This is a genomic window from Pseudoxanthomonas sp. z9 (assembly GCF_006542425.1).
GTDB lineage: Bacteria > Pseudomonadota > Gammaproteobacteria > Xanthomonadales > Xanthomonadaceae > Pseudoxanthomonas_A.
In genome coordinates this window covers 144,287-168,701 of sequence record NZ_VFID01000011.1, presented here as the reverse complement: position 1 = coordinate 168,701, position 24,415 = coordinate 144,287, and the positions used below count along the sequence as shown (strand labels likewise).

Below are 24,415 nucleotides of genomic sequence, written 5' to 3'. Positions count from 1 at the left end.
CATGCCAGCCGCGCCGCGTTCCCAGTTCGTCACCATCACCGCGTGGCTTTCGCTCGCGTTGGCGCTGGTGGGCGTGCTGACCGGACTCCTGCAGTGGGCGATGTTCGCCGCCAGCCCGGCGGACCAGGGCCTGCTGGACGCGCTGACCGCCGGCGGGTCCGGGGTCGCACTGCCGCCGTCGCTGCTGTGGATGTTCGATCACCTGGGCCTGTTGCTGCTGGCGTCGCTGTTGTCATCGGTGCTGCTGGCGGTGGCCTCGTGGGGCCTGTTGCAGCGCCGTGAATGGGGCCGCTTCGGTTTCATCGTCCTGCTCGCTGGCGGCGCCTTGCTGACGCTGGCCGGCGCCTTCGCCTTCGACCGGCTGCTGGCGGATCTCAATGCACGGGCCGGGCTCGATCCCGCCAGCGTGGATCCGCTGCTGGCCAACCTGCAGGCCGCCATGCGAATGGCGATGTACGCCGCCGCGCTGCTGGTCGGAATCCTGCACGGCGCCATCGTGTGGAAATTGTGCACGCCCGCCGTGCGCGCGGAGTTCCGCTGACGTTCGGGTTCCACGCGGCGCCGATATACTTGGCGTCCCCCACGACGAGCGTTTGTTCATGTCACGAGCATGGATGCTGACCGCGCGGATTGCCGGCGCCCTCCTGATTGGCTTTCCCACCCTGGCGCTGGCCGCGTCGCCCGCCTGCGGTGTCTACCGCAATGCCGACGGCAGTCGGGAGCTGCGCATCGAGACGACGGCCACCGCGACCGAACACACCGCGTACCAGGCGCCGCGTCCGCTGGCCTACGCTCAGGCCGGCGACAACCTCACCGCCTACGATCTGGAAAGCGCCTACTCCGAAACCTGGACGCCGGAAAACGGCGGCCGCGCGCTGCGCACGGAAATGGACGAGGTCTACACGCTGGCGCAATCCGCGCAGTGCGCGACGCCTCCGCCAGCGCCCAACGGCGGCTGCCGCGCGGATCTGGCCGGCTGCTTCGAGGCCCGGACCGAGGCCGATGAGCCGACCCTGGCGCGCTGGTGCGAACAGGAAGCCCTGCCGTTCGCCTGCGTGGCGCTGATTGAAGGCTTCCAGGAAGCTGCCGATCAGGCATCGCGCGGCGATGCCGTGGCGGAAGAGGCGCCACCGGAGTGCATGGAAGGCCATCCGGCCTTCTCCGAAGCCGCCTGCGAGGCCAAGGCCAAGGAAGCGATGACGCGCGCGTTCGCCGATGCCTTCAAGGGCATGTATGCCGACGACCTTCCGTTGTCCGGGCCGCATCTGGATCGCAGTCTGGCGCTCTGCCACCGCAGCGGTTCAGCCAAGGTCTGCGGCGTGGCGGCGGAGAAGCTGTGGAACGCCGGACGCTACCTGGACGCGCGCGCAGCGCTCACCCTCGCCTGCGAACGCGGCGGCGACAAGGACGCCTGCGGCAAGGCGGCGCCGCTGGCGGCGCTGGTCGCGGCGGACCTGCGCGCTGCGCCGGCCACCGCCTTGCCCTGCGGTGCGTACGCGGCGGAAAGCGGTCTGATGTCCGAACTCGGCTTCGGCGATGCCGGACGGGTTGAAGGCGGCTTCGGCAGCGTCATGCGTGCGCGCCTGGAGAACGGCCTGATCCGCATTCGCCACGACAAGGGCGGCGATTTCGTGTTCAAGCCGATTGGCGGTGATCGCCTGCTCGGCCTGGACAGCTGGAACCGCTACGCGGTCTACGAGCGCGGTGAAGGCGGCGCGGATCGCTGCGCGCCGCCGCGCCAGTTCGTCGAGCACCCGCTGGTCGAGGATTGCCCCGCCATCAGCCAGGCCGGCGGTGCCGAAGCCTGCTGCAAGGCCGGCAAGCTGCAGGGCTGCAACGCGCTGGGGCACCTGCGGGCGCTGGAGGGCGACTGGGCCGGCGCCCAGCCACATTACCTGCGCATCTGCGCGGCCGGCGTGCGCGTGGGCTGCGAGAACCTGGTCCGGGCCTATGCGGAAACCGGCGATGACGCGGTCATCGAATCGATGCGGGCCGTATGCGCCAGGGACGAACGCCATGTCGCCTGCGACGTGCTGGAAACGTCCAACTGGGAACAGATGGGTGTCGGCCGCGCGCTCCAGGATGCATTGCGCGAACTGGAACGGGAAGCCGGCGAGGACGCTCCGGAAGAAAGCGAAGCGGCTCCCTGAGGAGCCCCGCGATGCCACCGTACGTTCGCCGGCAAAGGACGGCGGTGGCGGCTCGCCGTTAGAATGACGGGCATGAACGACATCACGCCCGTCCGCGACTATCTTACCGATCTGCAGGATCGCATCTGCGCCGCCATCGAGGCCGCTGACGGCCAGGCTCGCTTCCAGGAAGATCCGTGGAGCCGGCCCGAAGGCGGTGGCGGCCGTACCCGCGTGCTGCGCGGCGGTGGCGTGTTCGAACAGGCCGGCATCGGCTTTTCAGACGTTTCCGGCAGCAAGTTGCCACCCTCGGCTTCCGCGCATCGTCCCGAACTGGCCGGTGCCTCGTGGCGCGCGGTCGGCGTCTCGCTGGTGTTCCACCCGCGCAATCCGTATCTGCCCACCACCCACGCCAACGTTCGCCACTTCCGCGCCGAGCGCGACGGCCAGGCGGTGGCGTGGTGGTTCGGCGGCGGCTTCGATCTGACCCCGTTCTACCCGTTCGACGAGGACGTGCTGCACTGGCACCGCACCGCGCGCGATCTGTGCGGACCCTTCGGCGGCGCCGAGCGCTATGCCGCGCACAAGCACTGGTGCGACGAGTATTTCTTCCTGAAGCACCGCGGCGAGACGCGTGGCGTCGGCGGCCTGTTCTTCGACGATCTGGGGCGGGACTTCGAACATGACTTCGCCTACCTGCGCGCGGTCGGCGACGGCTTCCTCGATGCCTACCTGCCGATCGTCGAGCGCCGCAAGGACACGCCGTACGGCGAGCGCGAACGCGAATTCCAGCTGTACCGTCGCGGCCGCTACGTGGAATTCAACCTGGTCTATGACCGTGGCACCCTGTTCGGCCTGCAGAGCGGCGGTCGCGCCGAATCGATCCTGATGAGCCTGCCGCCCTATGTGCGTTGGGAATACGGCTACCAGCCGGAAACCGGCAGCGCCGAGCAGCGCCTGCACGACTATCTGCGCCCGCGCGACTGGTTGAACGAACTGGGGTGAGTCGGGTGTCGGGCGCGCCCGCTGCCGTGCCCGATGACAGATCCCTCTCAAGTGCCTTGCATCCGCCAACCGGCGGTGCCCCCGTTCTTCCAGCCCCTTGACCGTTATCCGGCTGTTGAGAAGCGCTTGCTCCTGGCGCCGAGAGCAAATCCCCCTCAATCCCCCTTTTGCAAAGGGGGAGGTAAAAGCAGGGCGATTCGCCTAATCCCTAATCCCGAATCCCGGCCTCCGTCGGATAGCCCCTTTGACCCGCCATCCGGCTGTTGAGAAGCGCTTGCTCCTGGCGCCGAGAGCAAATCCCCCTCAATCCCCCTTTTGCAAAGGGGGAGGTAAAAGCAGGGCGATTCGCCTAATCCCTAATCCCGAATCCCGGCCTCCGTCGGATAGCCCCTTTGACCCGCCATCCGGCTGTTGAGAAGCGCTTGCTCCTGGCGCCGAGAGCAAATCCCCCTCAATCCCCCTTTTGCAAAGGGGGAGGTAAAAGCAGGGCGATTCGCCTAATCCCTAATCCCGAATCCCGGCCTCCGTCGGATAGCCCCTTTGACCCGCCATCCGGCTGTTGAGAAGCGCTTGCTCCTGGCGCCGAGAGCAAATCCCCCTCAATCCCCCTTTTGCAAAGGGGGAGGTAAAAGCAGGGCGATTCGCCTAATCCCTAATCCCGAATCCCGGCCTCCGTCGGATAGCCCCTTTGACCCGCCATCCGGCTGTTGAGAAGCGCTTGCTCCTGGCGCCGAGAGCAAATCCCCCTCAATCCCCCTTTTGCAAAGGGGGAGGTAAAAGCAGGGCGATTCGCCTAATCCCTAATCCCGAATCCCGGCCTCCGTCGGATAGCCCCTTTGACCCGCCATCCGGCTGTTGAGAAGCGCTTGCTCCTGGCGCCGAGAGCAAATCCCCCTCAATCCCCCTTTTGCAAAGGGGGAGGTAAAAGCAGGGCGATTCGCCTAATCCCTAATCCCGAATCCCGGCCTCCGTCGGATAGCCCCTTTGACCCGCCATCCGGCTGTTGAGAAGCGCTTGCTCCTGGCGCCGAGAGCAAATCCCCCTCAATCCCCCTTTTGCAAAGGGGGAGGTAAAAGCAGGGCGATTCGCCTAATCCCTAATCCCGAATCCCGGCCTCCGTCGGATAGCCCCTTTGACCCGCCATCCGGCTGTTGAGAAGCGCTTGCTCCTGGCGCCGAGAGCAAATCCCCCTCAATCCCCCTTTTGCAAAGGGGGAGGTAAAAGCAGGGCGATTCGCCTAATCCCTAATCCCGAATCCCGGCCTCCGTCGGATAGCCCCTTTGACCCGCCATCCGGCTGTTGAGAAGCGCTTGCTCCTGGCGCCGAGAGCAAATCCCCCTCAATCCCCCTTTTGCAAAGGGGGAGGTAAAAGCAGGGCGATTCGCCTAATCCCTAATCCCGAATCCCGGCCTCCGTCGGATAGCCCCTTTGACCCGCCATCCGGCTGTTGAGAAGCGCTTGCTCCTGGCGCCGAGAGCAAATCCCCCTCAATCCCCCTTTTGCAAAGGGGGAGGTAAAAGCAGGGCGATTCGCCTAATCCCTAATCCCGAATCCCGGCCTCCGTCGGATAGCCCCTTTGACCCGCCATCCGGCTGTTGAGAAGCGCTTGCTCCTGGCGCCGAGAGCAAATCCCCCTCAATCCCCCTTTTGCAAAGGGGGAGGTAAAAGCAGGGCGATTCGCCTAATCCCTAATCCCGAATCCCGGCCTCCGTCGGATAGCCCCTTTGACCCGCCATCCGGCTGTTGAGAAGCGCTTGCTCCTGGCGCCGAGAGCAAATCCCCCTCAATCCCCCTTTTGCAAAGGGGGAGGTAAAAGCAGGGCGATTCGCCTAATCCCTAATCCCGAATCCCGGCCTCCGTCGGATAGCCCCTTTGACCCGCCATCCGGCTGTTGAGAAGCGCTTGCTCCTGGCGCCGAGAGCAAATCCCCCTCAATCCCCCTTTTGCAAAGGGGGAGGTAAAAGCAGGGCGATTCGCCTAATCCCTAATCCCGAATCCCGGCCTCCGTCGGATAGCCCCTTTGACCCGCCATCCGGCTGTTGAGAAGCGCTTGCTCCTGGCGCCGAGAGCAAATCCCCCTCAATCCCCCTTTTGCAAAGGGGGAGGTAAAAGCAGGGCGATTCGCCTAATCCCTAATCCCGAATCCCGGCCTCCGTCGGATAGCCCCTTTGACCCGCCATCCGGCTGTTGAGAAGCGCTTGCTCCTGGCGCCGAGAGCAAATCCCCCTCAATCCCCCTTTTGCAAAGGGGGAGGTAAAAGCAGGGCGATTCGCCTAATCCCTAATCCCGAATCCCGGCCTCCGTCGGATAGCCCCTTTGACCCGCCATCCGGCTGTTGAGAAGCGCTTGCTCCTGGCGCCGAGAGCAAATCCCCCTCAATCCCCCTTTTGCAAAGGGGGAGGTAAAAGCAGGGCGATTCGCCTAATCCCTAATCCCGAATCCCGGCCTCCATCGGACAGCCCCCTTGATCCGCCATTCGGCCGTTGAAAAGCGAAAAGGGAGACGGGCGCCCTGCGCAGCGGGTGACCAGGGATTTGCTCTTGGCATGAAGACCGATACTCGCCAAAAGCCGGATGCCGGGTCGCCTCTCACGCGTGTCGCGTCACCAGCGTGATGTGGCCATTGGTTTCCAGCACCGCCAGATGGATCTCGTCGATCGCATCGATGCCCGCCTCGCGCATCGCCTTGTCGAAGTCCTGCCGGCTGATCAGTTCGCGGCGAAGCACCTCGCGGTAGACCTTGCCATCACGCGCGAGCAGCACCGGTGAACCTTCGACCAGCGCTTCCACCCGCCGGCTGCGCGCGGAGACGAATCCGACCAGCCAATTGACCGCCATCAGCACGGCGGCCAGCAGCAGGCCACCGCCCACCGATGCGTCCTCGCCCAGCAGCGCGTTCTGCACCGCATTGCCCAGCAGCACCACCAACAGCATGTCGAACGAGGTGAACTGTCCCATCGTGCGCTTGCCGGATACCCGAATCATCACCAGCAGCGCGAAGTAGACGATGACCGCGCGGACGACGAAGCCCCACCAGGGCATCGAAAGGTTGAAGGTCTGGTGCAGGAAGGAATCCATGTCCGCGCTCCGTTCGGGATGGCGCCACGTTAGCGTGCCCGGCCATGGAGAGCGCACAAATAAAAAGCCCCGAAGACCAGGGGGAGGTCATCGGGGCCAGGGGAACGGGAACCTGGGGAGGGGTCACCGTTCCGGGAGATCGCTCCAGGGGATGGGAGAGATCCGCGACAGACGTTGCATCTGTCGCGAGTTATCTGACCATTTCCCACATGGATGGTTCGTGAAGATTCACGTTAAGAATCCGTAGGATTAAGGCCGCATTCATTTTATTGAACTGTCCAGTTCACAAATTGAATCGCACCCTTTTTCTACATCACGTTCGCAAGTTTCTGGTTGTCAACGGGTTTCCGGATTTAGACGTCCAAATCGGACTCAATGGGCCTGATCCCAGTCGTCGCCGACGCCGCTGTCGACCACCAGCGGAACGATGAGTTGCGCCGCCGCCGACATCCGCGCGCCGGCCTCGGCCACCAGTGTGGGCACGAAATCGGCATCGGCCTCGAACACCAGTTCGTCGTGTACCTGCAGGATCATCAGCGCGCGTTCGCGATGGTCGGCCAGCCATCCATCCACCGCGATCATCGCGCGCTTGATGATGTCGGCCGCCGTGCCCTGCATCGGCGCGTTGATCGCCGCGCGCTCGGCGCCGGCGCGCTGGCCCTGGGTGCCCTTGTTGATGTACTCCAGGTACAGCCGACGGCCGAACACGGTCTCCACGTAGCCCTGCTCGCGCGCCTGCTGACGGGTACGCTCCATGAAGTCGCGCACCCCCGGATAGCGGCTGAAGTACAGCGCGATGTAGTCCTGCGCCTCGCCGCGACCGATGCCGAGCTGGCGCGCCAGCCCGAACGCGCTCATGCCATACATCAGGCCGAAGTTGATCGCCTTGGCCGCGCGGCGTTCGTTGGAGCCGACGTCCTCCAACTTTCGCCCGAACACTTCGGCGGCGGTGGCCTTGTGGATGTCGGCACCCGATTCGAACGCGCGCACCAGGCCCGGATCCTCGGACAGGTGCGCCATGATCCGCAGTTCGATCTGCGAGTAGTCGCAGGCGATCAGCTTGCGCCCCGGCGGCGCCACGAACGCCTTGCGGATACGGCGGCCGTCCTCGGTGCGGATCGGGATGTTCTGCAGGTTGGGATCCGTCGAGGACAGCCGCCCGGTGGCCGCGCCGGCCTGGTGGTAGCTGGTGTGCACGCGGCCGGTGACCGGATTGACCATCTCCGGCAGTTTGTCCGTGTAGGTGCTGCGCAGCTTGGCCAGCCCGCGGTACTCGAGGATCACGCGCGGCAGCTCGTGCTGGTCGGCGATCGCCTCCAGCGCTTCCTCGTTGGTGCTGGGCTGGCCGGTCGGCGTCTTCAGCACCGCCGGCAGTTTGAGCTCGTCGAACAGCAGCGCCTGCAACTGCTTGGGCGAATCCAGGTTGAAGCTGCGCCCGGCCAGTTCGGTGGCCTTCTGCTGCGCGGCCAGCATGCGCTTGGACAGGTCCGCGCTCTGCCGGCGCAGTTCATCGCCGTCGATACGCACGCCATTGGCCTCGATGCGCGCCAGCACCGGCACCAGCGGCATCTCGATATCGCGGTACACGCGTTCCAGCCCCGGCTCGGCGGCCAGCTTCGGCGCCATCACCCGGTGCAGCCGCAGGGTGACATCCGCATCCTCGGCGGCGTAGCGGGTGGCGTCGTCCAGCGCCACCTGAGAGAACAGGATCTGCTTGGCGCCCTTGCCCGCGACCTGCTCGTACTTGATGGTGTCGTAGCCGAGGAAGCGCTTGGCCAGGCTGTCCATGTCGTGGCGGTTGCTGCCGGAGTTGTATACGAAACTCTCCAGCATGGTGTCGTCGGCGTAGCCGCCGACCTCCACGCCATGGCGGCGCAGCACATGCAGATCGTACTTGCCGTGCTGGCCGAGCTTGCGCTTGCCGGGATCGGCGAACAGCGGCGCCAGCCGGGCCAGGGTGGCGGTTTGATCCAGTTGCGCGGGCGCGCCCGGATAGACATGCCCCAGCGGCAGGTAGGCCGCCTTGCCGGGTTCCACCGCGAAACTCAGCCCGACCAGATTGGCCTGCATCGCATCCAGGCTGTCGGTCTCGGTGTCGAACGCGAACTCGTCGGCCGCCGCCAATCGGGCGATCCACGCCTCCAGCTGGGCCTCGCTCAGCACCGTCTCGTATTCGCCCGGAGCGGACCACGCCGCATCGACCGGCGCGGCATCCGCTGCGGGGCCGGAGACGAAACCGGTGCCGCGCGCGCGGCCGGGTTCCTTCTCGGCGACCGCGCCGGCGGTCGCGCCGCCGTCCAGCTCCTTCAAGGCCTGGTTGAAGCCATAGCGCGAATACAACTCGCGCAGTTCGCCGACGTCGCGATTGCGCAGCGCCAGCGTCTCCGGTCCACCGGGCAGCGCGACGTCGGTCTTGATGGTGACCAGTTCGCGGTTCAGCGGCAGCCGCGGCAGCGCCGCGCGCAGGTTCTCGCCGATCTTGCCCTTGATGCCGTCGGCGCCGGCGATGATCGCGTCGAGCGTGCCGTATTCGCCCAGCCACTTGGCGGCGGTCTTGGGACCGCACTTCTCCACCCCGGGCACGTTGTCCACGGTATCGCCCATCAGGGCGAGGAAGTCGACAATCTGCTCGGGCCGCACGCCGAACTTGTCCATCACCGCCTCGGCCGAATCCATCCGGCTGCCGCTCATGGTGTTGACCAGTGCCACGCCCGGCCGCACCAGCTGGGCGAAATCCTTGTCGCTGGTGGAAATGGTGACCTCGATGCCCTGCGCCGCGCCCTGCAGCGCCAGCGTGCCGATCACGTCGTCGGCCTCCACGCCTTCCACGCACAGCAGCGGGAAGCCCAGCGCCTCGACGATGCGGCGCATCGGCTCCACCTGCGCGCGCAGATCCTCGGGCATCGGCGGGCGGTTGGCCTTGTACTCGGGATACAGCGCGTCGCGGAAGGTCGGGCCGCTGGCATCCAGCACGAAGGCCACGTAGTCGGGCATTTCCTTGAGCGTGGCGCGCAGCATGTTGACCACGCCGAACAGCGCGCCGGTCGGTTCGCCGGCGGCATTGGTCAGGGGCGGCAACGCGTGGAATGCGCGGAACAGATAGCTGGATCCGTCGATCAGGACTAGTCGTTTCATGCGGCGATTCTACGCCCCGGCACGGGCGCGGCGTCACGGCGCTTTGGCGGCGATTGGCGCATAATCCTCCAACCGGTCATTCCCGAGGAGTCCGCGATGTCCCGCATGACGTTGGCAACCGCCGCGCTTGCCGTGTTGCTGCTGGCAGGTTGCGCGTCGATGGGCGGCGCCCAGGACGATCCCGGCGTGGATCTGGCCGATGCCCAGGTCGCGGTCCGCACCGAAACCAATGGCGACGTGATCGAGGAATACCGCGTGGCCGGCCAGCTGCGCATGGTCAAGGTCACCCCGGCGCGGGGCCCAGCCTATTACCTGATCGACGAGAACGGCGACGGCCGGCTGGACAAGAGCAAGGGCGAAGGCCCGGTGTCGCCGGTGTACTGGAAGATCTACGGCTGGTGAGTGGCGGTTCCGGTCGCGGAGGGTGGTTTACGGGTTCGTGATGCTGTTGCTGCGACGGGAAAAAGCCGCTTGGCTCCCGGGCGCGTGCCCCCTTCCGCCCTTCGGGCACCTTCCCCCGCAGGCGGGGGAAGGAATTCATGTGCGCGGCCTGTGGCCGCGAGCCTTCCTTTCGCGGGGACCGGGGAGAGAAGGCCCATCCCTGTCGCGAGGTGGCGGAAAGCCCGCGGCCACAGGCCGCGCGCGCTGCGGATCAGCGCACCACCAGTACCGGCACTTGGCTGTGGGTCAGCACTTCGTGGGTCTGGCTGCCGATCAGCAGGCGTCCCAGGCCACGCCGGCCATGCGAGGCCATCACGATCAGATCCGCCTTCTGCTCGGCGGCGGCCTCGATGACGCCTTCGGCCGCGTAGCGATCGCGGACATGCACGGGCGTGATCGCCAGCCCATGTGCCTGCGCGCGCTGGGTGACGCCCTCGAAGATCCGCTGGGCCGCTTCATCCTGGGCCTTCTGGTAGTCGGTGGAGAAACGGTTGGCCGCGCCCCAGCCCAGGGCATCGTCGAAGCCGGTGACGATGGGTTCGCTGACCGTGACCACGGCGACCTGCGCCTTGAGCTGGCTGGCCAGCACCAGCCCCTGCTCCACGCCCTTCATCGCCAGCTCGGAGCCGTCGGTCGCTATCAGGATGCGTTGATACATGGGGATACCTCCGTCGTCGTGGGGTGGAACCATTACACGCCGGAATGCCTCGCCATGCCTTGATCGGAATCAATCCGCGGGCGTCACACCGCCTGCAGGTTGGCGTAGGCGAGCACCAGCCATTTGCTGCCTTCCTCGTCGAAGTGGACTTGCACGCGCGCATGCGCGCCAGCACCCTCGTAGTCAGTTACCACACCGCGCCCGAATTTCGCGTGCACGACGTTCTGGCCAAGCTTGAGCGTGGGCGACTCCACCGCGGCGTGGCCCAGATCGCGGCGCGGGCCATAGCTGGCCGCCGGCCGCGACACCTGCACGCGTGGACGCACCTCGTTCAGCAGCGCGGTGGGGATCTCGCGCAGGAACCGCGAGGGAATGCCGTACATGTCCTGGCCGTGCAGGCGGCGCGCCTCGGCGAAGCTCAGCACCAGCTTCTGCCGCGCGCGGGTGATGCCGACGTAGGCCAGGCGGCGCTCCTCCTCCAGCCGGCCGCTCTCGTCCAGCGACTTGTTGCTGGGGAACAGGCCCTCTTCCAGCCCAGCCAGGAACACCAGCGGGAACTCCAGGCCCTTGGCCGAATGCAGGGTCATCAGCTGCACGCCATCCTCGCCGGCCTGGGCCTGGCCCTCGCCGGCCTCCAGGGCGGCGTAGGCGAGGAAGGCGACCAGATCGGTCATGCCCTCGATTTCCTCGTCGTCGACACGGACGAAACGCGAGGCCACCGACACCAGTTCGTCCAGGTTGTCGGTGCGCGAATCCAGCTGGCCCCGGCTCTCGGCGGCGTAGTGGTCACGCAGGCCCGAGCGCATCAGCGCGTGATCGATGCGATCCTGCAATGGCAGCTCACCGGTTTCCGCCGCCAGCGCCTCGACCAGCGCCAGGAAGCCGGCCAGGGCGTTGCGCGCCCGCGCCGCCAGCGCGGTGCCGCCGACCTGCCGCCGCGCGGCCTGCCACAGCGACAGCGATTCCGCGCGCGCCAGCCGGCGCACTTCGTCCATGGTGCGATCGCCGATGCCGCGCGCCGGCGTGTTGACCGCCCGCTCGAAGGCCGCATCGTCGTCACGGTTGGCCATCAACCGCAGGTAGGCCAGGGTGTCCTTGATCTCGGCGCGCTCGAAGAAGCGCATACCGCCGTAGACGCGGTACGGCACCTGTTCCGACAGCAGGGTCTCTTCGAATGCCCGCGACTGCGCGTTGCTGCGGTAGAGGATGGCCGCGTCGTTGAGGCTGCCACCATCGCGTACCCACTGGCGGATGCGCTCGACCACGAAGCGGGCCTCGTCGATCTCGTTGTAGGCCGCGTACAGATCGATCGGTTCGCCGTCGCCGCTGTCGGTCCACAGCTGCTTGCCGATGCGGCCGGGGTTGTGGGCAATCACCGCGTTGGCGGCGTTGAGGATGTTGGCGCTGGAGCGGTAGTTCTGTTCCAGCCGGATGGTGCGCGCCTGCGGGAAATCCTTGAGGAAGCGCTGCACGTTCTCGACCTTGGCGCCGCGCCAGCCGTAGATGGCCTGGTCGTCGTCGCCGACCACGAACACGTGGCCGGTGTCGCCGGCCAGCACCCGCACGAACGCGTACTGGATGGCGTTGGTGTCCTGGAACTCGTCGATCAGCAGCTCGCGGAAGCGGTGCCGGTAATGCGCCAGCAGCGCCGGGTTGTCGCGCAGCAGTTCGTGTGCGCGCAGCAGCAGTTCGGCGAAATCGACCAGGCCGGCGCGATCGCAGCGTTCCTGGTACAGCACGTACGCCCGGCGCAGGGTGTCGGCCCAGATGTCGTCGCCCGGTTGCAGGTGTTCGGCGCGCCGGCCTTCGTCCTTCTGCGCGTTGATCCACCAGGCGATCTGGCGCGGCGGGAAGCGCGCCTCGTCCAGTTCCAGCTGCTGCACCACCCGCTTGACCAGGCGAATTTGATCATCGCTGTCCAGCACCTGGAAGGTTTCCGGCAGCTTCGCCTCCTGCCAGTGCAGGCGCAGCAGGCGGTGGGCCAGGCCGTGGAAGGTGCCGATCCACATGCCACGGCTGCCGTTGCGCAGCTGCAGGTCGGCGCGCGCGCGCATCTCGCCGGCCGCCTTGTTGGTGAAGGTCACCGCCAGGATGCCGTGGGTCGGCACGCCCTCGACTTCGTTGAGCCAGGCGATGCGGTGGGTGAGCACGCGGGTCTTGCCGGAACCGGCGCCGGCCAGGACCAGGTAATGGCCCGGCGGCGCGGAGACGGCCTCGCGCTGCGCGGGGTTCAGATCATCGAGTAGGTGAGAGACATCCACCGCGGCATTTTACAGGACGCCACGGTGGAAACCCCGTCGCGCCGCTCAGTGGGCGGCGGCGTGCTCGCGCTTGGGGGCAACGCTGCTCATCACCTTGTCGGTATAGGCGATGCCGATCGCCGACAGGATGAAGGCGCCATGGATGATGGTCTGCCACATCACGCCGACGGATGTGACCGCGGTGCACTTCACCGCCCCCAGGTCGTAGCCCGCCTTCAACGCGGTCGCGGCGGTGGAGAGCGCGCTGATGTGATCCTGCGACCCGCACAGCGGCAGGCCGAGTTCGCCGGCGCCGATGAAGGTCTTGAGCAGGTGGATGGAGGAGATGCCGATGATCGCCATCGCCAGCTTCACCTTCAGCACGCTGGCATTGACGTGGCTCAGCCACTCCGGCTGGTCCGGATGGTTGTGCAGGCGCAGCCGCGACACGAAGGTCTCGTAGCCGCCGACGATCACCATCACCAGCAGGTTGGAGATCATCACCACGTCGATCAGGCCCAGCACCAGCAGCATGATGCCCTGCTCGGTCAGGGTATTGGCGCCGTGGATCAGGTGCCACAGCTCCTTCAGGAACAGGAACACGTAGACCGCCTGGGCCACGATCAGACCCAGGTACAGCGGCAGCTGCAGCCAGCGGGAGGCGAATATCAGGTTCGGCAGGAAACCAAGGCGCGCGTTGGGCGATTGCGACATGGGGGTCGGATGCAGTGCTGGGAAAGGGCGCAGGTTACCGGGCGGATCCCCTGCTGCCAACCCGCGGGCGGCGTTACACTCGGTCCTTTCGTGCCCCGGGGTCCCCCGCGATGATCGACCTGTACTACTGGCCCACCCCCAACGGCCACAAGATCACCCTGTTCCTGGAAGAAGCCGGGCTCCCCTACACGATCAGGCCGGTCAACATCGGCGCGGGGGATCAGTTCAAGCCCGAATTCCTGGCCATTTCCCCCAACAACAAGATGCCGGCGATCGTCGATCACGCCCCGGCCGACGGCGGCGCGCCGCAGAGCGTGTTCGAATCCGGCGCGATCCTGTTGTACCTGGCCGAGAAGACCGGCCGTTTCCTGCCGGCGACGCCGCGCGGCCGCGTCGCGGCGCTGGAATGGCTGTTCTGGCAGATGGGCGGGCTGGGGCCGATGACCGGGCAGATGGGCCACTTCAATGTCTATGCGCCGGAGCCGATTCCGTACGCCATCGAACGCTACGGCCGCGAAGTGGCGCGCCTGCACGGCGTGATGGACAAGCGCCTGGCGGAGAGCGCTTACCTGGCCGGCGACGAATACGGCATCGCCGACATGGCCAGCTACCCCTGGATCCACGCCTACGACAAGGTGCCACCGGATTTCGGGGCGTTTCCGAATCTGAGACGCTGGCATGAAAGCATCGCCGCACGTCCCGCCACCCAGCGCGCCTACGCGCTGCGCACGCAGGTCAATCCCAATGCCGGCCAGCCGCTTACCGATGAAGAACGCAAACACCTGTTCAACCAAGGACCCGTGAAGTCATGAAGAAAGCGCTCGCCCGCCCGTTGACCGGACTTTTCCTGGCCGCCTGCCTGGCGTCCACCTGCCAGATCGCCGCCATGCCCGTTGCCCACGCCGAAAAACTCACCCTGGAAGCCCTGGCCGGCGACGCCCCGCTGTCCGGTCCGTCGCTGATGAAGGCCAAGACCTCGCCGGACGGCAAGCGGGTGACCTTCCTGCGCGGCAAGCAGGACAACCGCTTCCAGCTGGATTTGTGGGAATACGACATCGCCAGTGGGCAGACCCGCATGCTGGTGGACTCCAAGGTGGTGCTGCCCGGCACCGAGACCCTGAGCGACGAGGAAAAGGCGCGTCGTGAGCGCCAGCGCATCGCCGCGCTGTCGGGCATCGTCGACTACCAGTTCTCGCCGGATGGCCAGCGCCTGCTGTTCCCGCTGGGCGGCGAACTGTATCTGTACGACCTGGGCAAGAGCGGTGCCGAGGCGGTACGCAAGCTGACCCGCGGCGGCGGCTTCGCCACCGATCCCAAGGTGTCGCCCAAGGGCGGCTTCGTCAGCTTCGTGCGCGAGCGCAACCTGTGGGTGATCGACCTGGCCAGCGGCAAGGAAATCCAGCTGACCCGCGACGGTTCGGACACGATCGGCAACGGCGTGGCCGAGTTCGTCGCCGACGAGGAAATGGATCGCCATACCGGCTACTGGTGGGCGCCGGATGACTCGGCGATCGCCTTCGCCCGCATCGACGAAAGCCCGGTGCCGATCCAGAAGCGCTTCGAGGTGTATCCGGATCGCGCCGACATCGTCGAGCAACGCTACCCGGCCGCCGGCGATCCGAACGTGCTGATCCAGTTGGGCGTGATCTCGCCCAAGGGCGGCGCGCCGAAATGGCTGGATCTGGGCGCGGAGAAGGACATCTACCTGGCGCGGGTGAACTGGCGCGACGCGCGCCACCCCACGTTCCAGCGCCAGTCGCGCGACCAGCGCACGCTGGAGCTGATCGAAGCGGATCTGGACAGCGGCAAGCAGCGCACCCTAATCACCGAGACCAGCACGACCTGGATCCCGCTGCACAACAACCTGCGCTTCCTCAAGGACGGCCGCATCCTGTGGTCCTCCGAGAAGAGCGGTTTCGAGCACCTGTACCTGCACGACAAGGACGGCAAGCAGGTGGCGCAGCTGACCTCCGGCGACTGGACGGTCGAGGACGTCTCGGCGCTGGACGAGGCCAAGGGCCTGGTCTACTTCACCGCCACCGAGGCTTCGCCGCTGGAGCGGCAGCTGTATTCCGTCAGCCTGGCCGGTGATGCCAAGCCCGTGCGCATCACCCGCGCCGAGGGCATGCACGGCGTGGCCTTCAGCGACAACGCCGAGGTCTACATCGACAACTGGTCCAATCCGACCACGCCGCCGCAGGTGGAACTGCACCGCGCCGACGGCAGCCTGCTGACCGCGCTGGTGAAGAACGATCTGGCCGACCCGCAGCATCCGTATGCCAAATACAAGGACGCGCATCGCCCGATCGAATACGGCACCCTGTCCGCCGAGGATGGCCAGACCCTGCACTACAGCCTGATCAAGCCGGCCGGCTTCGATCCGAAGAAGAAGTATCCGGTGGTGGTCTACGTCTATGGCGGCCCGGCCGGCCAGACCGTCAGCCGCACCTGGGCGCCCACTTTCGATCAGTACATGGCGCAGCACGGCTACGTGGTGTTCTCGCTGGACAACCGCGGCACGCCGCGGCGCGGCGCGAAGTTCGGCAACGCGCTGTTCCGCAAGCAGGGCACGGTGGAGGTCGTCGATCAGCTCAAGGGCGTGGACTTCCTGAAGTCGCAGCCGTGGGTCGACGGTTCGCGCATCGGCGTGTACGGCTGGTCCAACGGCGGCTACATGACCCTGATGCTGCTGGCCAAGGCCTCCGACGCCTATGCCTGCGGCGTGGCGGGCGCGCCGGTCACCGACTGGGGCCTGTACGACACCCACTACACCGAACGCTACATGGATCTGCCGAAGTCGAACGTGGAAGGCTATCGCGAGGGTTCGGTGCTCACCCACGTGGATGGTCTGAAGTCGCGGCTGCTGCTGATCCACGGCATGGCCGACGACAACGTGCTGTTCACCAATTCGACCAAGCTGATGAGCGCCCTGCAGCAGCGCGCGGTTCCGTTCGAGCTGATGACCTATCCCGGCGCCAAGCACGGCCTGCGCGGCAAGGACAACCTGCACCGGCTGAAGGTCACCGAGGATTTCTTCCAGCGCTGCCTGAAGCCCGTGGAGTGACGACATGAACCAGATCCCCGTCCCGCCGCCGAACTGGTGGAGCCGCAACTGGAAGTGGTTCGTACCAACGCTGGTAGTGACGGGGATGGCCCTGATCGCCGCCTTCATCCTGGCGATCATGAGTTTCGTGTTCGGCATGATGAAGTCGTCCGAGCCGTACCAGACCGGACTTTCACGCGCCCGCGCCGACGCCGCCGTGGTGGCGGCGCTGGGCGAACCGATCACGCCGGGCTATTTCGTCCAGGGCAGCATCGACGGTAGCGCCGCGTCCGGCGAGGCGAACCTCGCCATCCCGCTCAAGGGCAGCCGCGGCGCGGCCACGCTGTACGTGGAGGCGAGCAAGCAGGCTGGCGAGTGGCAGTACGAGACGCTGGTGGTGGCCCTGGACGGTGGCCAGCGGATCGATTTGAGGGATGAAGACGACGACGCCGGGGAATTCGGGCGCTGAGTCCGCACCGGCGCGCACCTCAGAAGCGGTAGTCCGCGCTTTTCAGCACCAGGCCGTCGACGTCCTTGTGCCACCACAGGATGACGGCGGCCCGCGGCGTCGTTGCCAGCGGGATCACACCGCCCGGCTCGTCTCCAAACAGCGCATTCCCGGATATTCCGACCTCGTCCAGAACCGTCGGCGCCAGCCAGCGCCCGACCGCCGGGTCATAGCGATCCAGCACAATCTGGAAGCGCCCGTCGTCGCGCACGCGCCGCTGCGCAGGAGGCGGCGCCAACCGCCCGATCGACACCACCGCCCGGATATCGTCGACACGGAAGGTGCGCATCCGCCGACGGTCGAGTTGGACGAATCCCTCCGGCAGCGTGAAAGGCGGCGGCGCGTCGGCACGCCATTCCCACGGCTCCGACGTATCGGCGACCGCCGCGTAGTGCGCCAGCGCACCGACCGGATTCCATCCACCCGCCGCGTCGAATTCGGATCCGCCGATCACGAACAACCGCGCATCGCCCTCCAGCCAACCGATGCGTACCGGCCACGGCGTGAGCGGCAGCGGATGCCACGTGCCCGCGGGTTTGGGCAGCAGCGCGCCCGCCGTGCGGTCGCCTCGCTCCCAGCGGAGCGCGACGCCGCCCGACGGCGCGATTTCCAGATCGCTCAGTTCACCGCCGCAGCCGTCCTGCCGGCAGTCCGTCAGCCGCAGCGGTTGCGACCATCGCCGGTCCTGCGGAGCGCGGCGGGCGACGAAGACATCCCGGCCGATCGGCGGTGCGGTGACTTCACTCCAGGCGGCCCAGATCGTGCCGTCAGCGCCGCTCCGCAACCACGGCGTGCAGGCGATCGCGTTGGCGCAGCGCGCGAGCACCCGCGGCGTCTCCCAGCGCCCGTTGCGCACATCGAACCGGCTCGTCTTCAGTTCGTTGCGGATCCGCGCGGCCAGCAGGAAAGGACGGTCGACCACTTGATCGTTCCAGGCCACGGTCACGTTGCCATCGCCGTCCATCGCCGCGGCGGGCGGCGTGCTGACGCCAAACCCGTATCCTCCGGTCCGGCGCGGGTCCACCGGGATCGCCTCGCTCCAGCGCTCGCGGGCGGCGTCGAAACGCGCGGCCAGGAGCGCATGCCGCCGCTGGGGCGCGACGCTGCTGGACAAGGTCCGCACCGCGCGCGTCTGCGTATCCGCGATCTCCGACCAGATCGCCGTCGCATCTCCGTCCGGCGCGACCAGCAAAACCAGTTCGTGCACGTCCACCTGCAACGCCTTGTCCGCAGGGGTCACGCGCTGGACCGCTTGCCATGCTGCCTGCCCCGCGAGATGCCGCGCGACGAAGACGTGCCGTCCCGTCGAGGTGTCCTGCATCCAGGCCACGAACACCGTTCCCGCCGCATCCGCCGCCGCCTGCAGGTTGAAGGAACGTTGCCCGGGTGCCGTGGGTTCCGGACCGATGCGAACCGCAGCGCTCCACGCTCCTCGCGCGGCATCGCGGCGGGCGGCGTACACGGTCGCACCCTCGATCCATGCCAGGGTGAGGCTGCCGTGCGCATCGGCCACCGCCTGCACGCCATCCAGGCGCTTCACCCGCGCGATCTCCGCGACAGGACTCGCTCCGGACCCGCGATCAGGCACCGGCGTCATGCCTGTGCCCTGCATGCCGCGCCCACCCGCCGAAGCAGCGAACACGCAAGCCATGAACACCCATCCCGGCATCGTGCGAACCAACGTCCGTGCCTTGCCATGCTGGCCTTCCGTCCTCGCACGCATCCTCCACCACCTCACCACCGGCAACCGTCGTCTCCGGAAACCTCGATGCCGGGTACCCAGGAAAATTCCGTCCGCTTGCCGGTGCCTGCGTTCGTGTAGGCCATGGAGTGGATCTGCGCTCCCTGGCTGACCATCTCGTAGCGACCGTTGACCTTGCCCTCCAGCATCTCCTGCCAGGTGGTGGTGAACTGGTACGGGCGGCCAGGCACCATTTCCTCCACTTCCTCGCTTTCGCGCACCAGCGGCAGGCTGTCGCGCGAACCCGCGTAGCGCACCGCGCCGCCCGACCAGGCGATCGCGGCGTCGTGATAGAGACGGAGCTCGAAGCGGACGGGACGCGCGCCTTCGGAGGTGAAACAGCGGATGTCGGTGCTGACCGCGCCCTGGGCGCTGCCCGCCATGCACAACGCGAGCGCTGGAAGAAGTTTTCTCATCGGAATCCTTGGGCCGGGGGCGATGCAGGATGCCGGCCCCGGACGACATGGCGGGACAGCGTGCGGAGAAGTCAGCGTAGTCTTCGGGCGACAGCACGGGAATCGGAACCGTCCGAGCATCCACGCCGTCCATGCGGGGGACGCGTCATCCATCCAGCGGGCGGCAGGGAATCCCGAAATCGATGTGGTAGTGCTCGTCATGCCGGACCCACGCCTTTCCCGGCATGAAATGCACCTGCCGGCGGATGAACTCGCCGCGGCGGGTGCGGTACAGGGCCGGGATCAGCGCCGAATCGAAGATGACCCGATCCACCGCGATGCCTTCGCGGCGGGCGGCGGCATGCACCGCATGCAGATGTTCGGCGATGGCTTCGAAGTCGATGCGCAGGTCGCCATGACGGCCCTGGCGGTCGAACTCGATGCCATAGCCGAACTTGTTGTCCACGCGGGAAGGCAGCGGTACCGAGCGGCCGGATTCGTCGAGCACCGGCACCATGAAATCGACCGCCAGCCCGTTCTGGTGGGTGCGGTGCGGGCGGAAAGGACCGCCCTGCGCCCAGCCCGATTCGCCATAGACGAACACGCGATCCGGCATCGATTTTTCCAGCGCGCCGTAAGCATGGGTAATCACCCGGACCACGCGTGAATGCGCATGGGTCCGGCCGAGGCGGACGCCCAACTCGCTGTAAGCCCGGAAGTTGGCGCCGGAAACGGGAATGCGTGCCGCCCTTTCCAGGCGCCCGTGGCCAGGCGTGCCGAAACAGACGCTGTCGGCGGCGAAACCGCTGGTCGCGACGGCGAGCGCGGCCAAGCCGGCCAGCATCGCCAGCCTTCCTGGCAGGCGCATGCGGGGTCTAGCGCGCGGGCGGGCTGGTCGGCGGAATGGTCGCGGGCGGCGGCGCGGCACCCGGTGGCACGTAGATCGCCACGCCGGCGGCGCGCTTCTGGGTGGTCGGGATGCCGATGCCGACGCCGCCACCACTGTGGCGTCCGTAGCTGCCCGCACCGACCGACATGCCGACCGGCGAACCGCTCGAACCCACGCCCATCAGCACCACGCCGTTGGCGCCCAGCGCCGCGGCCTCGCGCTTGAGCCGGGCGACCGCGGCGTCGGTCTGGCCCTGGGTGCCGAAACCGACCGCGCTGGTCGATTCCAACTGGGCGATTTCCACCGAACCCGGAGGCGGCGTGCTGTAGACCTGGACCTGGGCCGGGTCGATCGGCGCGCGCGCCGTTCCCAGCATCACCTTGGACGTTCCGGCGCATCCGGTCAGCAGGATGGCCAACCCCAGCATGGCGGCAAGACGGACGGACATGGCACGACTCCCGTGGTTTGCGCCGGATCATCCGCCGCAGGGACTGAATATGGCATATCCACGCCGATGCGCCGGTATGCCGGGGCCGCGCGGTATCATGAGCGCCTGTTCATGCGTACCCGTACCGAAAGATGAGCGTCGTCCCCGACTTCCGGCCCAGCAGCGCACGGCTGGCGGTCGACCATGTCCCCGTCGCCGCGCTGGCCCGCGAGCTCGACCGGCCGGACACCCTCGCGATCTTCGGCTTCGGCGACACCGCGCCCTCCCGTGGGCAGGTACCCGATCCGCGCTACCTGCACGTGCCGCTGCAACCGCTCCATGGCACGGGTTGCCTGGAAGTCTGGCGCTCCCCGGCGACGGTCTCCTCCGGCGTCACCGATGACGGCATCACCTGGGCCAGCGACGGCGAGCTGCAGTTCGGCGTGCTGGAAATGCAAGAACCCGAAGGCGGCATCCTGCTGGCCGGAGAACTCGTCTACCGCCGCCTGAGCGGATTCTGGCAGGCCAGCGGTTACCCGCACCTGCTGCGCATCTGGAACTACCTGGACGCGATCATCCTGGGCGAAGGCGATCACGAGCGTTATCGCCAGTTCTGCGTCGGCCGCGTGCGCGGGCTGGGTCCATTCGACACCGGCACCCTGCCGGCGGCCACCGCCGTCGGCAGCCGCGACGGCCGCCGCGTGCTGCAGGTGTACTGGCTGAGCGCGCGCGTGGCCGGCACGCCGCTGGAGAATCCGCGTCAGGTCAGCGCCTACCGCTACCCGCGCGAGTACGGTCCGCAATCGCCGAGTTTCGCCCGCGCGCTGTTGCCGACCGCGGCGCCGGCGTTGCCGCTGTTCCTGTCCGGCACCGCGGCCATCGTCGGCCATGCCTCGCAGCATGCCGATTCGCTGAAGGCCCAGCTGGACGAAACCCTGACCAACCTGGACAGCCTGATCGGCGCGGCGCGCGCGCTGCGCCCGCAGCTGCCCGCGCACCTGGATGCGTCGGCGCGGCTGAAGGTCTACGTGCGCGACGCCGAGGATGCCGAAGAAGTCACGGCGCAACTGGCGGCGCGCCTGGGCGGCGAGGTGCCCTACCTGATGCTGCTGGGCGATGTGTGCCGGCGCGAGCTGCGGGTCGAAATCGAAGGCATGCACGGCCTGGTGGCTTGATCGCCGCCGCGTAGCACCCATGTTCGGGACATCGCCGGCCCTTTCCGGCGCGGAGACGACATCGATGGGTCTGATCAGTCTGCTGTGGGGCATCGTCGCGATGGTCTGGATGGTGCTGGCCCTGATCCCTCTGCTGGGATGGGGCAACTGGTTCCTGATTCCGTTCGCCGCGGTCGGCGCGATCATCGCCGCCATCGGCGTCCTGTTCACTTCCGCCGGCAACCGCGGCCGCGCCAAGACGGGCCTGGTCCTCAACGGCATCGTCATCGTGGTCGCCATCGGCCGCCTGATGCTGGGCGGCGGCGTCTTCTGATCCCCGGGCCGCGTCGCGGCAATCCCGCGCCGCGGCCCTTCCGGAAACTGTGGCGGGCTGCGCGGATCCGTCGCAGGCGGCGCCGGGACACAGGGGCGTATGATCGCGGCATCCCCCAGGAGCGAGCGATGGCTTATCCCTATACGCGTCCGCGCCGCATGCGCCGCGACGATTTCTCCCGCCGGTTGATGCGCGAGCACGTGCTCACCGCCAACGATCTGATCTATCCGGTCTTCGTCCACGAACTGAAGGGCCGCGAGGCCGTGCCTTCGATGCCGGGCGTGGATCGGCTGTCCATCGACGAACTGTTGAAGGTCGCCGAACAGGCCGCCGATCTGCGCATCCCGGTGCTGGCGCTGTTCCCGGTAACCGCACCGGAAGCCAAGTCGCTGGACGCCGAGGCGGCCTGGGACGACGACGGCCTGGCCCAGCGCGCGGTGCGCGCGATCAAGCAACGCTTCCCGGAACTGGGCGTGATGACCGACGTGGCGCTGGACCCGTTCACCACCCACGGCCAGGACGGCATCATCGACGACAGTGGCTACGTGATGAACGACATCACCGTCGAGGCACTGGTCAAGCAGGCGCTGTCGCACGCGCGCGCCGGGGTGGACATCGTCGCACCCAGCGACATGATGGACGGGCGCATCGGCGCCATCCGCGGCGCACTGGAAGAGGAAGGCCATATCCACACCCGCATCATGGCCTACTCGGCCAAGTACGCTTCCGCGTTCTACGGCCCGTTCCGCGATGCGGTGGGAAGCGCCGGCAACCTGGGCAAGGGCAACAAGTTCACCTACCAGATGGATCCCGCCAACACCAACGAGGCGCTGCACGAAGTGGCGCTGGATCTGGAGGAAGGCGCGGACATGGTGATGGTCAAGCCGGGCATGCCCTACCTGGACGTGGTGCGACGGGTAAAGGATGAATTCGGCGTGCCGACCTTCGCCTACCAGGTCAGCGGCGAGTACGCGATGCTGAAGGCCGCCTACGCCAACGGCTGGCTCGACGAACGCGCCTGCACGCTGGAAGCGCTGACCGCGTTCAAGCGCGCCGGTGCCGACGGCATCCTGACGTACTTCGCACTGGATGCCGCGCGCTGGTTGCGCGAGGGTTGATTCGGGAATCGGGAATCGGCGGATGCTGCTTCTGCCTCCCCCTTTTCAAAAGGGGGGATTGAGGGGGATTTGCTATTCGCGCCAAGAGCAAATCCCCCGTCATCTGCTTCGCAGATGCCCGCCCCCTTTTTCAAAGGGGGCTCGCGATGGCAGGTCTTGCAGCCGTAAATGCGGCAATTCGGGAGTTGGGCTTCTGCCTCCCCCTTTGCAAAAGGGGGATTGATGGGGATTTACTGTTCGCGCCAAGAGCAAATCCCCCGTCATCTGCTTCGCAGATGCCCGCCCCCTTTTTCAAAGGGGGCTCGCGATGGCAGGCCTTGCAGCCGTAAATGCGGCAATTCGGGAAAGCGTTGGCTTCTGCCTCCCCCTTTGAAAAAGGGGGATTGAGGGGGATTTGCTGTTCGCGCCAAGAGCAAATCCCCCGTCATCTGCTTCGCAGATGCCCGCCCCCTTTTTTTAAAGGGGGCTGTCACGACCTGGCAAACACCCCGCCTTGCCGCGCCGGGTCGGCGCCAGCGTCCTATAGATGTCCAGCTTGCCCGCCGTCGGCGCGCGCGCGGCGCCGCTCACCAGCATTTCATTGGGCCGTGAGGGATCCACCACCGGTCCCAGCGTGGTGCCCTCGGCCGAGTTGAACGACAGCGACCACGGTACGATGCCGGAATAGGCCTTTCCATCGCATTCGGCGACGAACAACTGGATCGGCTGTTCGCCAGCCCTGTCCGAGCGTGCGAACACCAGCGCCTTGCCGCCATCGAGCCAGGCCGCGTCGAATTCATCCACCGCGCTGTTGATGCCCGGCACCGGTTGCGGATCGACGAAGGCCTTGCCGTTCCAGCGCGCGACGAACAGGTCATGGCGCCCGGCGCCACCGAACCCGTTGCTGGCGAACAGCAACCGGCGGCCATCGGCGCTGGGCGTGGGCGCCCATTCGTTGCCGGCGCTGTTGACGCCCAGGCCCAGGTTTTCCGGCTCGCCGAAGCCGCCGTCCGCCTTCACCGCGGCGCGATAGAGATCGTCTCCGCCGTGGCCACCGGGACGGTTGGAGAAGAAGTACAGCCAGCGGCCATCGGCGCTCAGCAGCGGGTCGAAGTCGTTGGCGGTGGAATTGATTGGCAGCGGCTCCGGGTCGGTCCAGCGCTTGTCGCGCAGGTGCGCCTGCCACAGGTCCCAGCCGCCCGCGCCGCCGCTCCGGTCGGTGCTGCCCCAGACGATCCGCTGTCCGTCCGGACTCACGCTGCCACGCACTTCGGTGGCCGGTGTGGACACCACGCCCATGCCCTCGATGCCGAACTCGGCCAACTGCCCGGCCGCGGCGGCTGAGAGTAGACTGCCGATCAGGACGGCAGCCGCCCGTGTTGGTTTCATGGTGTCGCTCCGTGCCGGTTCCCTCACCCACCGGATATA

At 67.0% G+C, this 24,415-nt stretch carries 20 protein-coding genes; 10 read left to right on the top strand and 10 right to left on the bottom strand.

What is annotated here, in order from left to right; translation table 11 throughout:
* Position 1 precedes the first annotated feature (1 nt).
* The 3 genes from FG323_RS12940 to hemF all read left to right on the top strand — a co-directional run bounded on the left by FG323_RS12940 (position 2) and on the right by hemF (position 3,134).
* On the top strand, positions 2–541 hold the full coding sequence (locus tag FG323_RS12940; RefSeq protein WP_141455092.1) for a hypothetical protein: 540 nt from the start codon (positions 2–4) through the stop codon (positions 539–541).
* Positions 542–599: 58 nt separating this feature from the next.
* Positions 600–2,150: a hypothetical protein gene (locus tag FG323_RS12935; RefSeq protein ID WP_141455091.1), complete on the top strand. Its 1,551-nt coding sequence runs from the start codon at positions 600–602 to the stop codon at positions 2,148–2,150.
* A 72-nt stretch (positions 2,151–2,222) separates the two neighbouring features.
* Positions 2,223–3,134, top strand: a complete 912-nt coding sequence (hemF, locus tag FG323_RS12930) for an oxygen-dependent coproporphyrinogen oxidase (protein ID WP_141455090.1) — start codon at positions 2,223–2,225, stop codon at positions 3,132–3,134.
* 2,588 nt (positions 3,135–5,722) lie between these two features.
* On the opposite strand, the gene FG323_RS12925 is transcribed toward hemF, so the two are convergent.
* A complete protein-coding gene (locus tag FG323_RS12925; RefSeq protein WP_141455299.1) occupies positions 5,723–6,199 on the bottom strand; it encodes a YetF domain-containing protein in 477 nt (158 codons plus the stop codon).
* 384 nt (positions 6,200–6,583) lie between these two features.
* The gene (polA, locus tag FG323_RS12920; RefSeq protein ID WP_141455089.1) at positions 6,584–9,346 is read right to left on the bottom strand and encodes a DNA polymerase I; all 2,763 of its coding nucleotides are present in this window, start codon (positions 9,344–9,346) and stop codon (positions 6,584–6,586) included.
* 96 nt (positions 9,347–9,442) lie between these two features.
* On the opposite strand from polA, the gene FG323_RS12915 reads away from it, so the two are divergent.
* Positions 9,443–9,748 (top strand): DUF2782 domain-containing protein, encoded by a 306-nt coding sequence (locus FG323_RS12915; RefSeq protein ID WP_255470171.1) that lies wholly within the window; start codon positions 9,443–9,445, stop codon positions 9,746–9,748.
* A gap of 250 nt (positions 9,749–9,998) precedes the next feature.
* Here the strand turns inward: FG323_RS12915 and FG323_RS12910 are convergent, their stop codons facing one another.
* From FG323_RS12910 to FG323_RS12900, 3 genes are all read right to left on the bottom strand, one after another.
* On the bottom strand, positions 9,999–10,445 hold the full coding sequence (locus tag FG323_RS12910; protein ID WP_141455088.1) for a universal stress protein: 447 nt from the start codon (positions 10,443–10,445) through the stop codon (positions 9,999–10,001).
* 83 nt (positions 10,446–10,528) lie between these two features.
* A complete protein-coding gene (uvrD, locus tag FG323_RS12905) occupies positions 10,529–12,706 on the bottom strand; it encodes a DNA helicase II (protein WP_141455087.1) in 2,178 nt (725 codons plus the stop codon).
* 45 nt (positions 12,707–12,751) lie between these two features.
* Positions 12,752–13,399 carry a TIGR00645 family protein gene (locus FG323_RS12900; protein ID WP_141455086.1) on the bottom strand — a complete coding sequence of 216 codons (648 nt, stop codon included), beginning with the start codon at positions 13,397–13,399 and terminating at the stop codon, positions 12,752–12,754.
* 110 nt (positions 13,400–13,509) lie between these two features.
* Here FG323_RS12900 and FG323_RS12895 point away from each other — a divergent pair, with 110 nt between their 5' ends.
* The 3 genes from FG323_RS12895 (at position 13,510) to FG323_RS12885 (ending at position 16,911) form a co-directional block, all read left to right on the top strand.
* Complete coding sequence (locus FG323_RS12895) at positions 13,510–14,211, top strand: glutathione binding-like protein (RefSeq protein WP_141455085.1); 702 nt, start codon at positions 13,510–13,512, stop codon at positions 14,209–14,211.
* A gap of 74 nt (positions 14,212–14,285) precedes the next feature.
* Positions 14,286–16,463: a S9 family peptidase gene (locus FG323_RS12890; RefSeq protein WP_255470187.1), complete on the top strand. Its 2,178-nt coding sequence runs from the start codon at positions 14,286–14,288 to the stop codon at positions 16,461–16,463.
* Between the two features lie 4 nt (positions 16,464–16,467).
* A complete protein-coding gene (locus FG323_RS12885; RefSeq protein ID WP_141455083.1) occupies positions 16,468–16,911 on the top strand; it encodes a cytochrome c oxidase assembly factor Coa1 family protein in 444 nt (147 codons plus the stop codon).
* Between the two features lie 19 nt (positions 16,912–16,930).
* On the opposite strand, the gene FG323_RS12880 is transcribed toward FG323_RS12885, so the two are convergent.
* The 4 genes from FG323_RS12880 to FG323_RS12865 all read right to left on the bottom strand — a co-directional run bounded on the left by FG323_RS12880 (position 16,931) and on the right by FG323_RS12865 (position 20,423).
* Positions 16,931–18,490, bottom strand: a complete 1,560-nt coding sequence (locus FG323_RS12880; RefSeq protein ID WP_141455082.1) for a hypothetical protein — start codon at positions 18,488–18,490, stop codon at positions 16,931–16,933.
* Positions 18,491–18,684: 194 nt separating this feature from the next.
* Positions 18,685–19,107: a hypothetical protein gene (locus FG323_RS12875; RefSeq protein ID WP_141455081.1), complete on the bottom strand. Its 423-nt coding sequence runs from the start codon at positions 19,105–19,107 to the stop codon at positions 18,685–18,687.
* A gap of 145 nt (positions 19,108–19,252) precedes the next feature.
* A complete protein-coding gene (locus tag FG323_RS12870) occupies positions 19,253–19,954 on the bottom strand; it encodes a penicillin-insensitive murein endopeptidase (RefSeq protein ID WP_220094160.1) in 702 nt (233 codons plus the stop codon).
* A 7-nt stretch (positions 19,955–19,961) separates the two neighbouring features.
* Positions 19,962–20,423 carry a hypothetical protein gene (locus tag FG323_RS12865; RefSeq protein ID WP_141455080.1) on the bottom strand — a complete coding sequence of 154 codons (462 nt, stop codon included), beginning with the start codon at positions 20,421–20,423 and terminating at the stop codon, positions 19,962–19,964.
* A 131-nt stretch (positions 20,424–20,554) separates the two neighbouring features.
* On the opposite strand from FG323_RS12865, the gene FG323_RS12860 reads away from it, so the two are divergent.
* From FG323_RS12860 to hemB, 3 genes are all read left to right on the top strand, one after another.
* Positions 20,555–21,577 (top strand): pteridine-dependent deoxygenase, encoded by a 1,023-nt coding sequence (locus tag FG323_RS12860; protein WP_343192863.1) that lies wholly within the window; start codon positions 20,555–20,557, stop codon positions 21,575–21,577.
* A 64-nt stretch (positions 21,578–21,641) separates the two neighbouring features.
* Positions 21,642–21,890, top strand: a complete 249-nt coding sequence (locus tag FG323_RS12855; protein WP_141455079.1) for a hypothetical protein — start codon at positions 21,642–21,644, stop codon at positions 21,888–21,890.
* A 128-nt stretch (positions 21,891–22,018) separates the two neighbouring features.
* Complete coding sequence (gene hemB, locus FG323_RS12850; protein WP_141455078.1) at positions 22,019–23,008, top strand: porphobilinogen synthase; 990 nt, start codon at positions 22,019–22,021, stop codon at positions 23,006–23,008.
* A gap of 456 nt (positions 23,009–23,464) precedes the next feature.
* Here the strand turns inward: hemB and FG323_RS12845 are convergent, their stop codons facing one another.
* Positions 23,465–24,376 (bottom strand): PD40 domain-containing protein, encoded by a 912-nt coding sequence (locus tag FG323_RS12845; protein ID WP_141455077.1) that lies wholly within the window; start codon positions 24,374–24,376, stop codon positions 23,465–23,467.
* Positions 24,377–24,415 lie beyond the last annotated feature (39 nt).

What these genes read in the sequence shown, in the direction of transcription:
- FG323_RS12935 (WP_141455091.1), top strand. Translation starts at nt 600, where the DNA reads ATGTCACGAGCATGGATGCTGACCGCGCGGATTGCCGGCGCCCTCCTG.
- FG323_RS12860 (WP_343192863.1), top strand. Translation starts at nt 20,555, where the DNA reads ATGAGCGTCGTCCCCGACTTCCGGCCCAGCAGCGCACGGCTGGCGGTC.
- FG323_RS12890 (WP_255470187.1), top strand. Translation starts at nt 14,286, where the DNA reads ATGCCCGTTGCCCACGCCGAAAAACTCACCCTGGAAGCCCTGGCCGGC.
- FG323_RS12910 (WP_141455088.1), bottom strand. Translation starts at nt 10,445, where the DNA reads ATGTATCAACGCATCCTGATAGCGACCGACGGCTCCGAGCTGGCGATG.
- FG323_RS12915 (WP_255470171.1), top strand. Translation starts at nt 9,443, where the DNA reads ATGTCCCGCATGACGTTGGCAACCGCCGCGCTTGCCGTGTTGCTGCTG.
- FG323_RS12865 (WP_141455080.1), bottom strand. Translation starts at nt 20,423, where the DNA reads ATGTCCGTCCGTCTTGCCGCCATGCTGGGGTTGGCCATCCTGCTGACC.
- FG323_RS12870 (WP_220094160.1), bottom strand. Translation starts at nt 19,954, where the DNA reads ATGCGCCTGCCAGGAAGGCTGGCGATGCTGGCCGGCTTGGCCGCGCTC.
- FG323_RS12940 (WP_141455092.1), top strand. Translation starts at nt 2, where the DNA reads ATGCCAGCCGCGCCGCGTTCCCAGTTCGTCACCATCACCGCGTGGCTT.
- FG323_RS12895 (WP_141455085.1), top strand. Translation starts at nt 13,510, where the DNA reads ATGATCGACCTGTACTACTGGCCCACCCCCAACGGCCACAAGATCACC.
- polA (WP_141455089.1), bottom strand. Translation starts at nt 9,346, where the DNA reads ATGAAACGACTAGTCCTGATCGACGGATCCAGCTATCTGTTCCGCGCA.
- FG323_RS12855 (WP_141455079.1), top strand. Translation starts at nt 21,642, where the DNA reads ATGGGTCTGATCAGTCTGCTGTGGGGCATCGTCGCGATGGTCTGGATG.
- FG323_RS12900 (WP_141455086.1), bottom strand. Translation starts at nt 13,399, where the DNA reads ATGTCGCAATCGCCCAACGCGCGCCTTGGTTTCCTGCCGAACCTGATA.
- hemB (WP_141455078.1), top strand. Translation starts at nt 22,019, where the DNA reads ATGGCTTATCCCTATACGCGTCCGCGCCGCATGCGCCGCGACGATTTC.
- FG323_RS12845 (WP_141455077.1), bottom strand. Translation starts at nt 24,376, where the DNA reads ATGAAACCAACACGGGCGGCTGCCGTCCTGATCGGCAGTCTACTCTCA.
- FG323_RS12885 (WP_141455083.1), top strand. Translation starts at nt 16,468, where the DNA reads ATGAACCAGATCCCCGTCCCGCCGCCGAACTGGTGGAGCCGCAACTGG.
- FG323_RS12875 (WP_141455081.1), bottom strand. Translation starts at nt 19,107, where the DNA reads ATGAGAAAACTTCTTCCAGCGCTCGCGTTGTGCATGGCGGGCAGCGCC.
- hemF (WP_141455090.1), top strand. Translation starts at nt 2,223, where the DNA reads ATGAACGACATCACGCCCGTCCGCGACTATCTTACCGATCTGCAGGAT.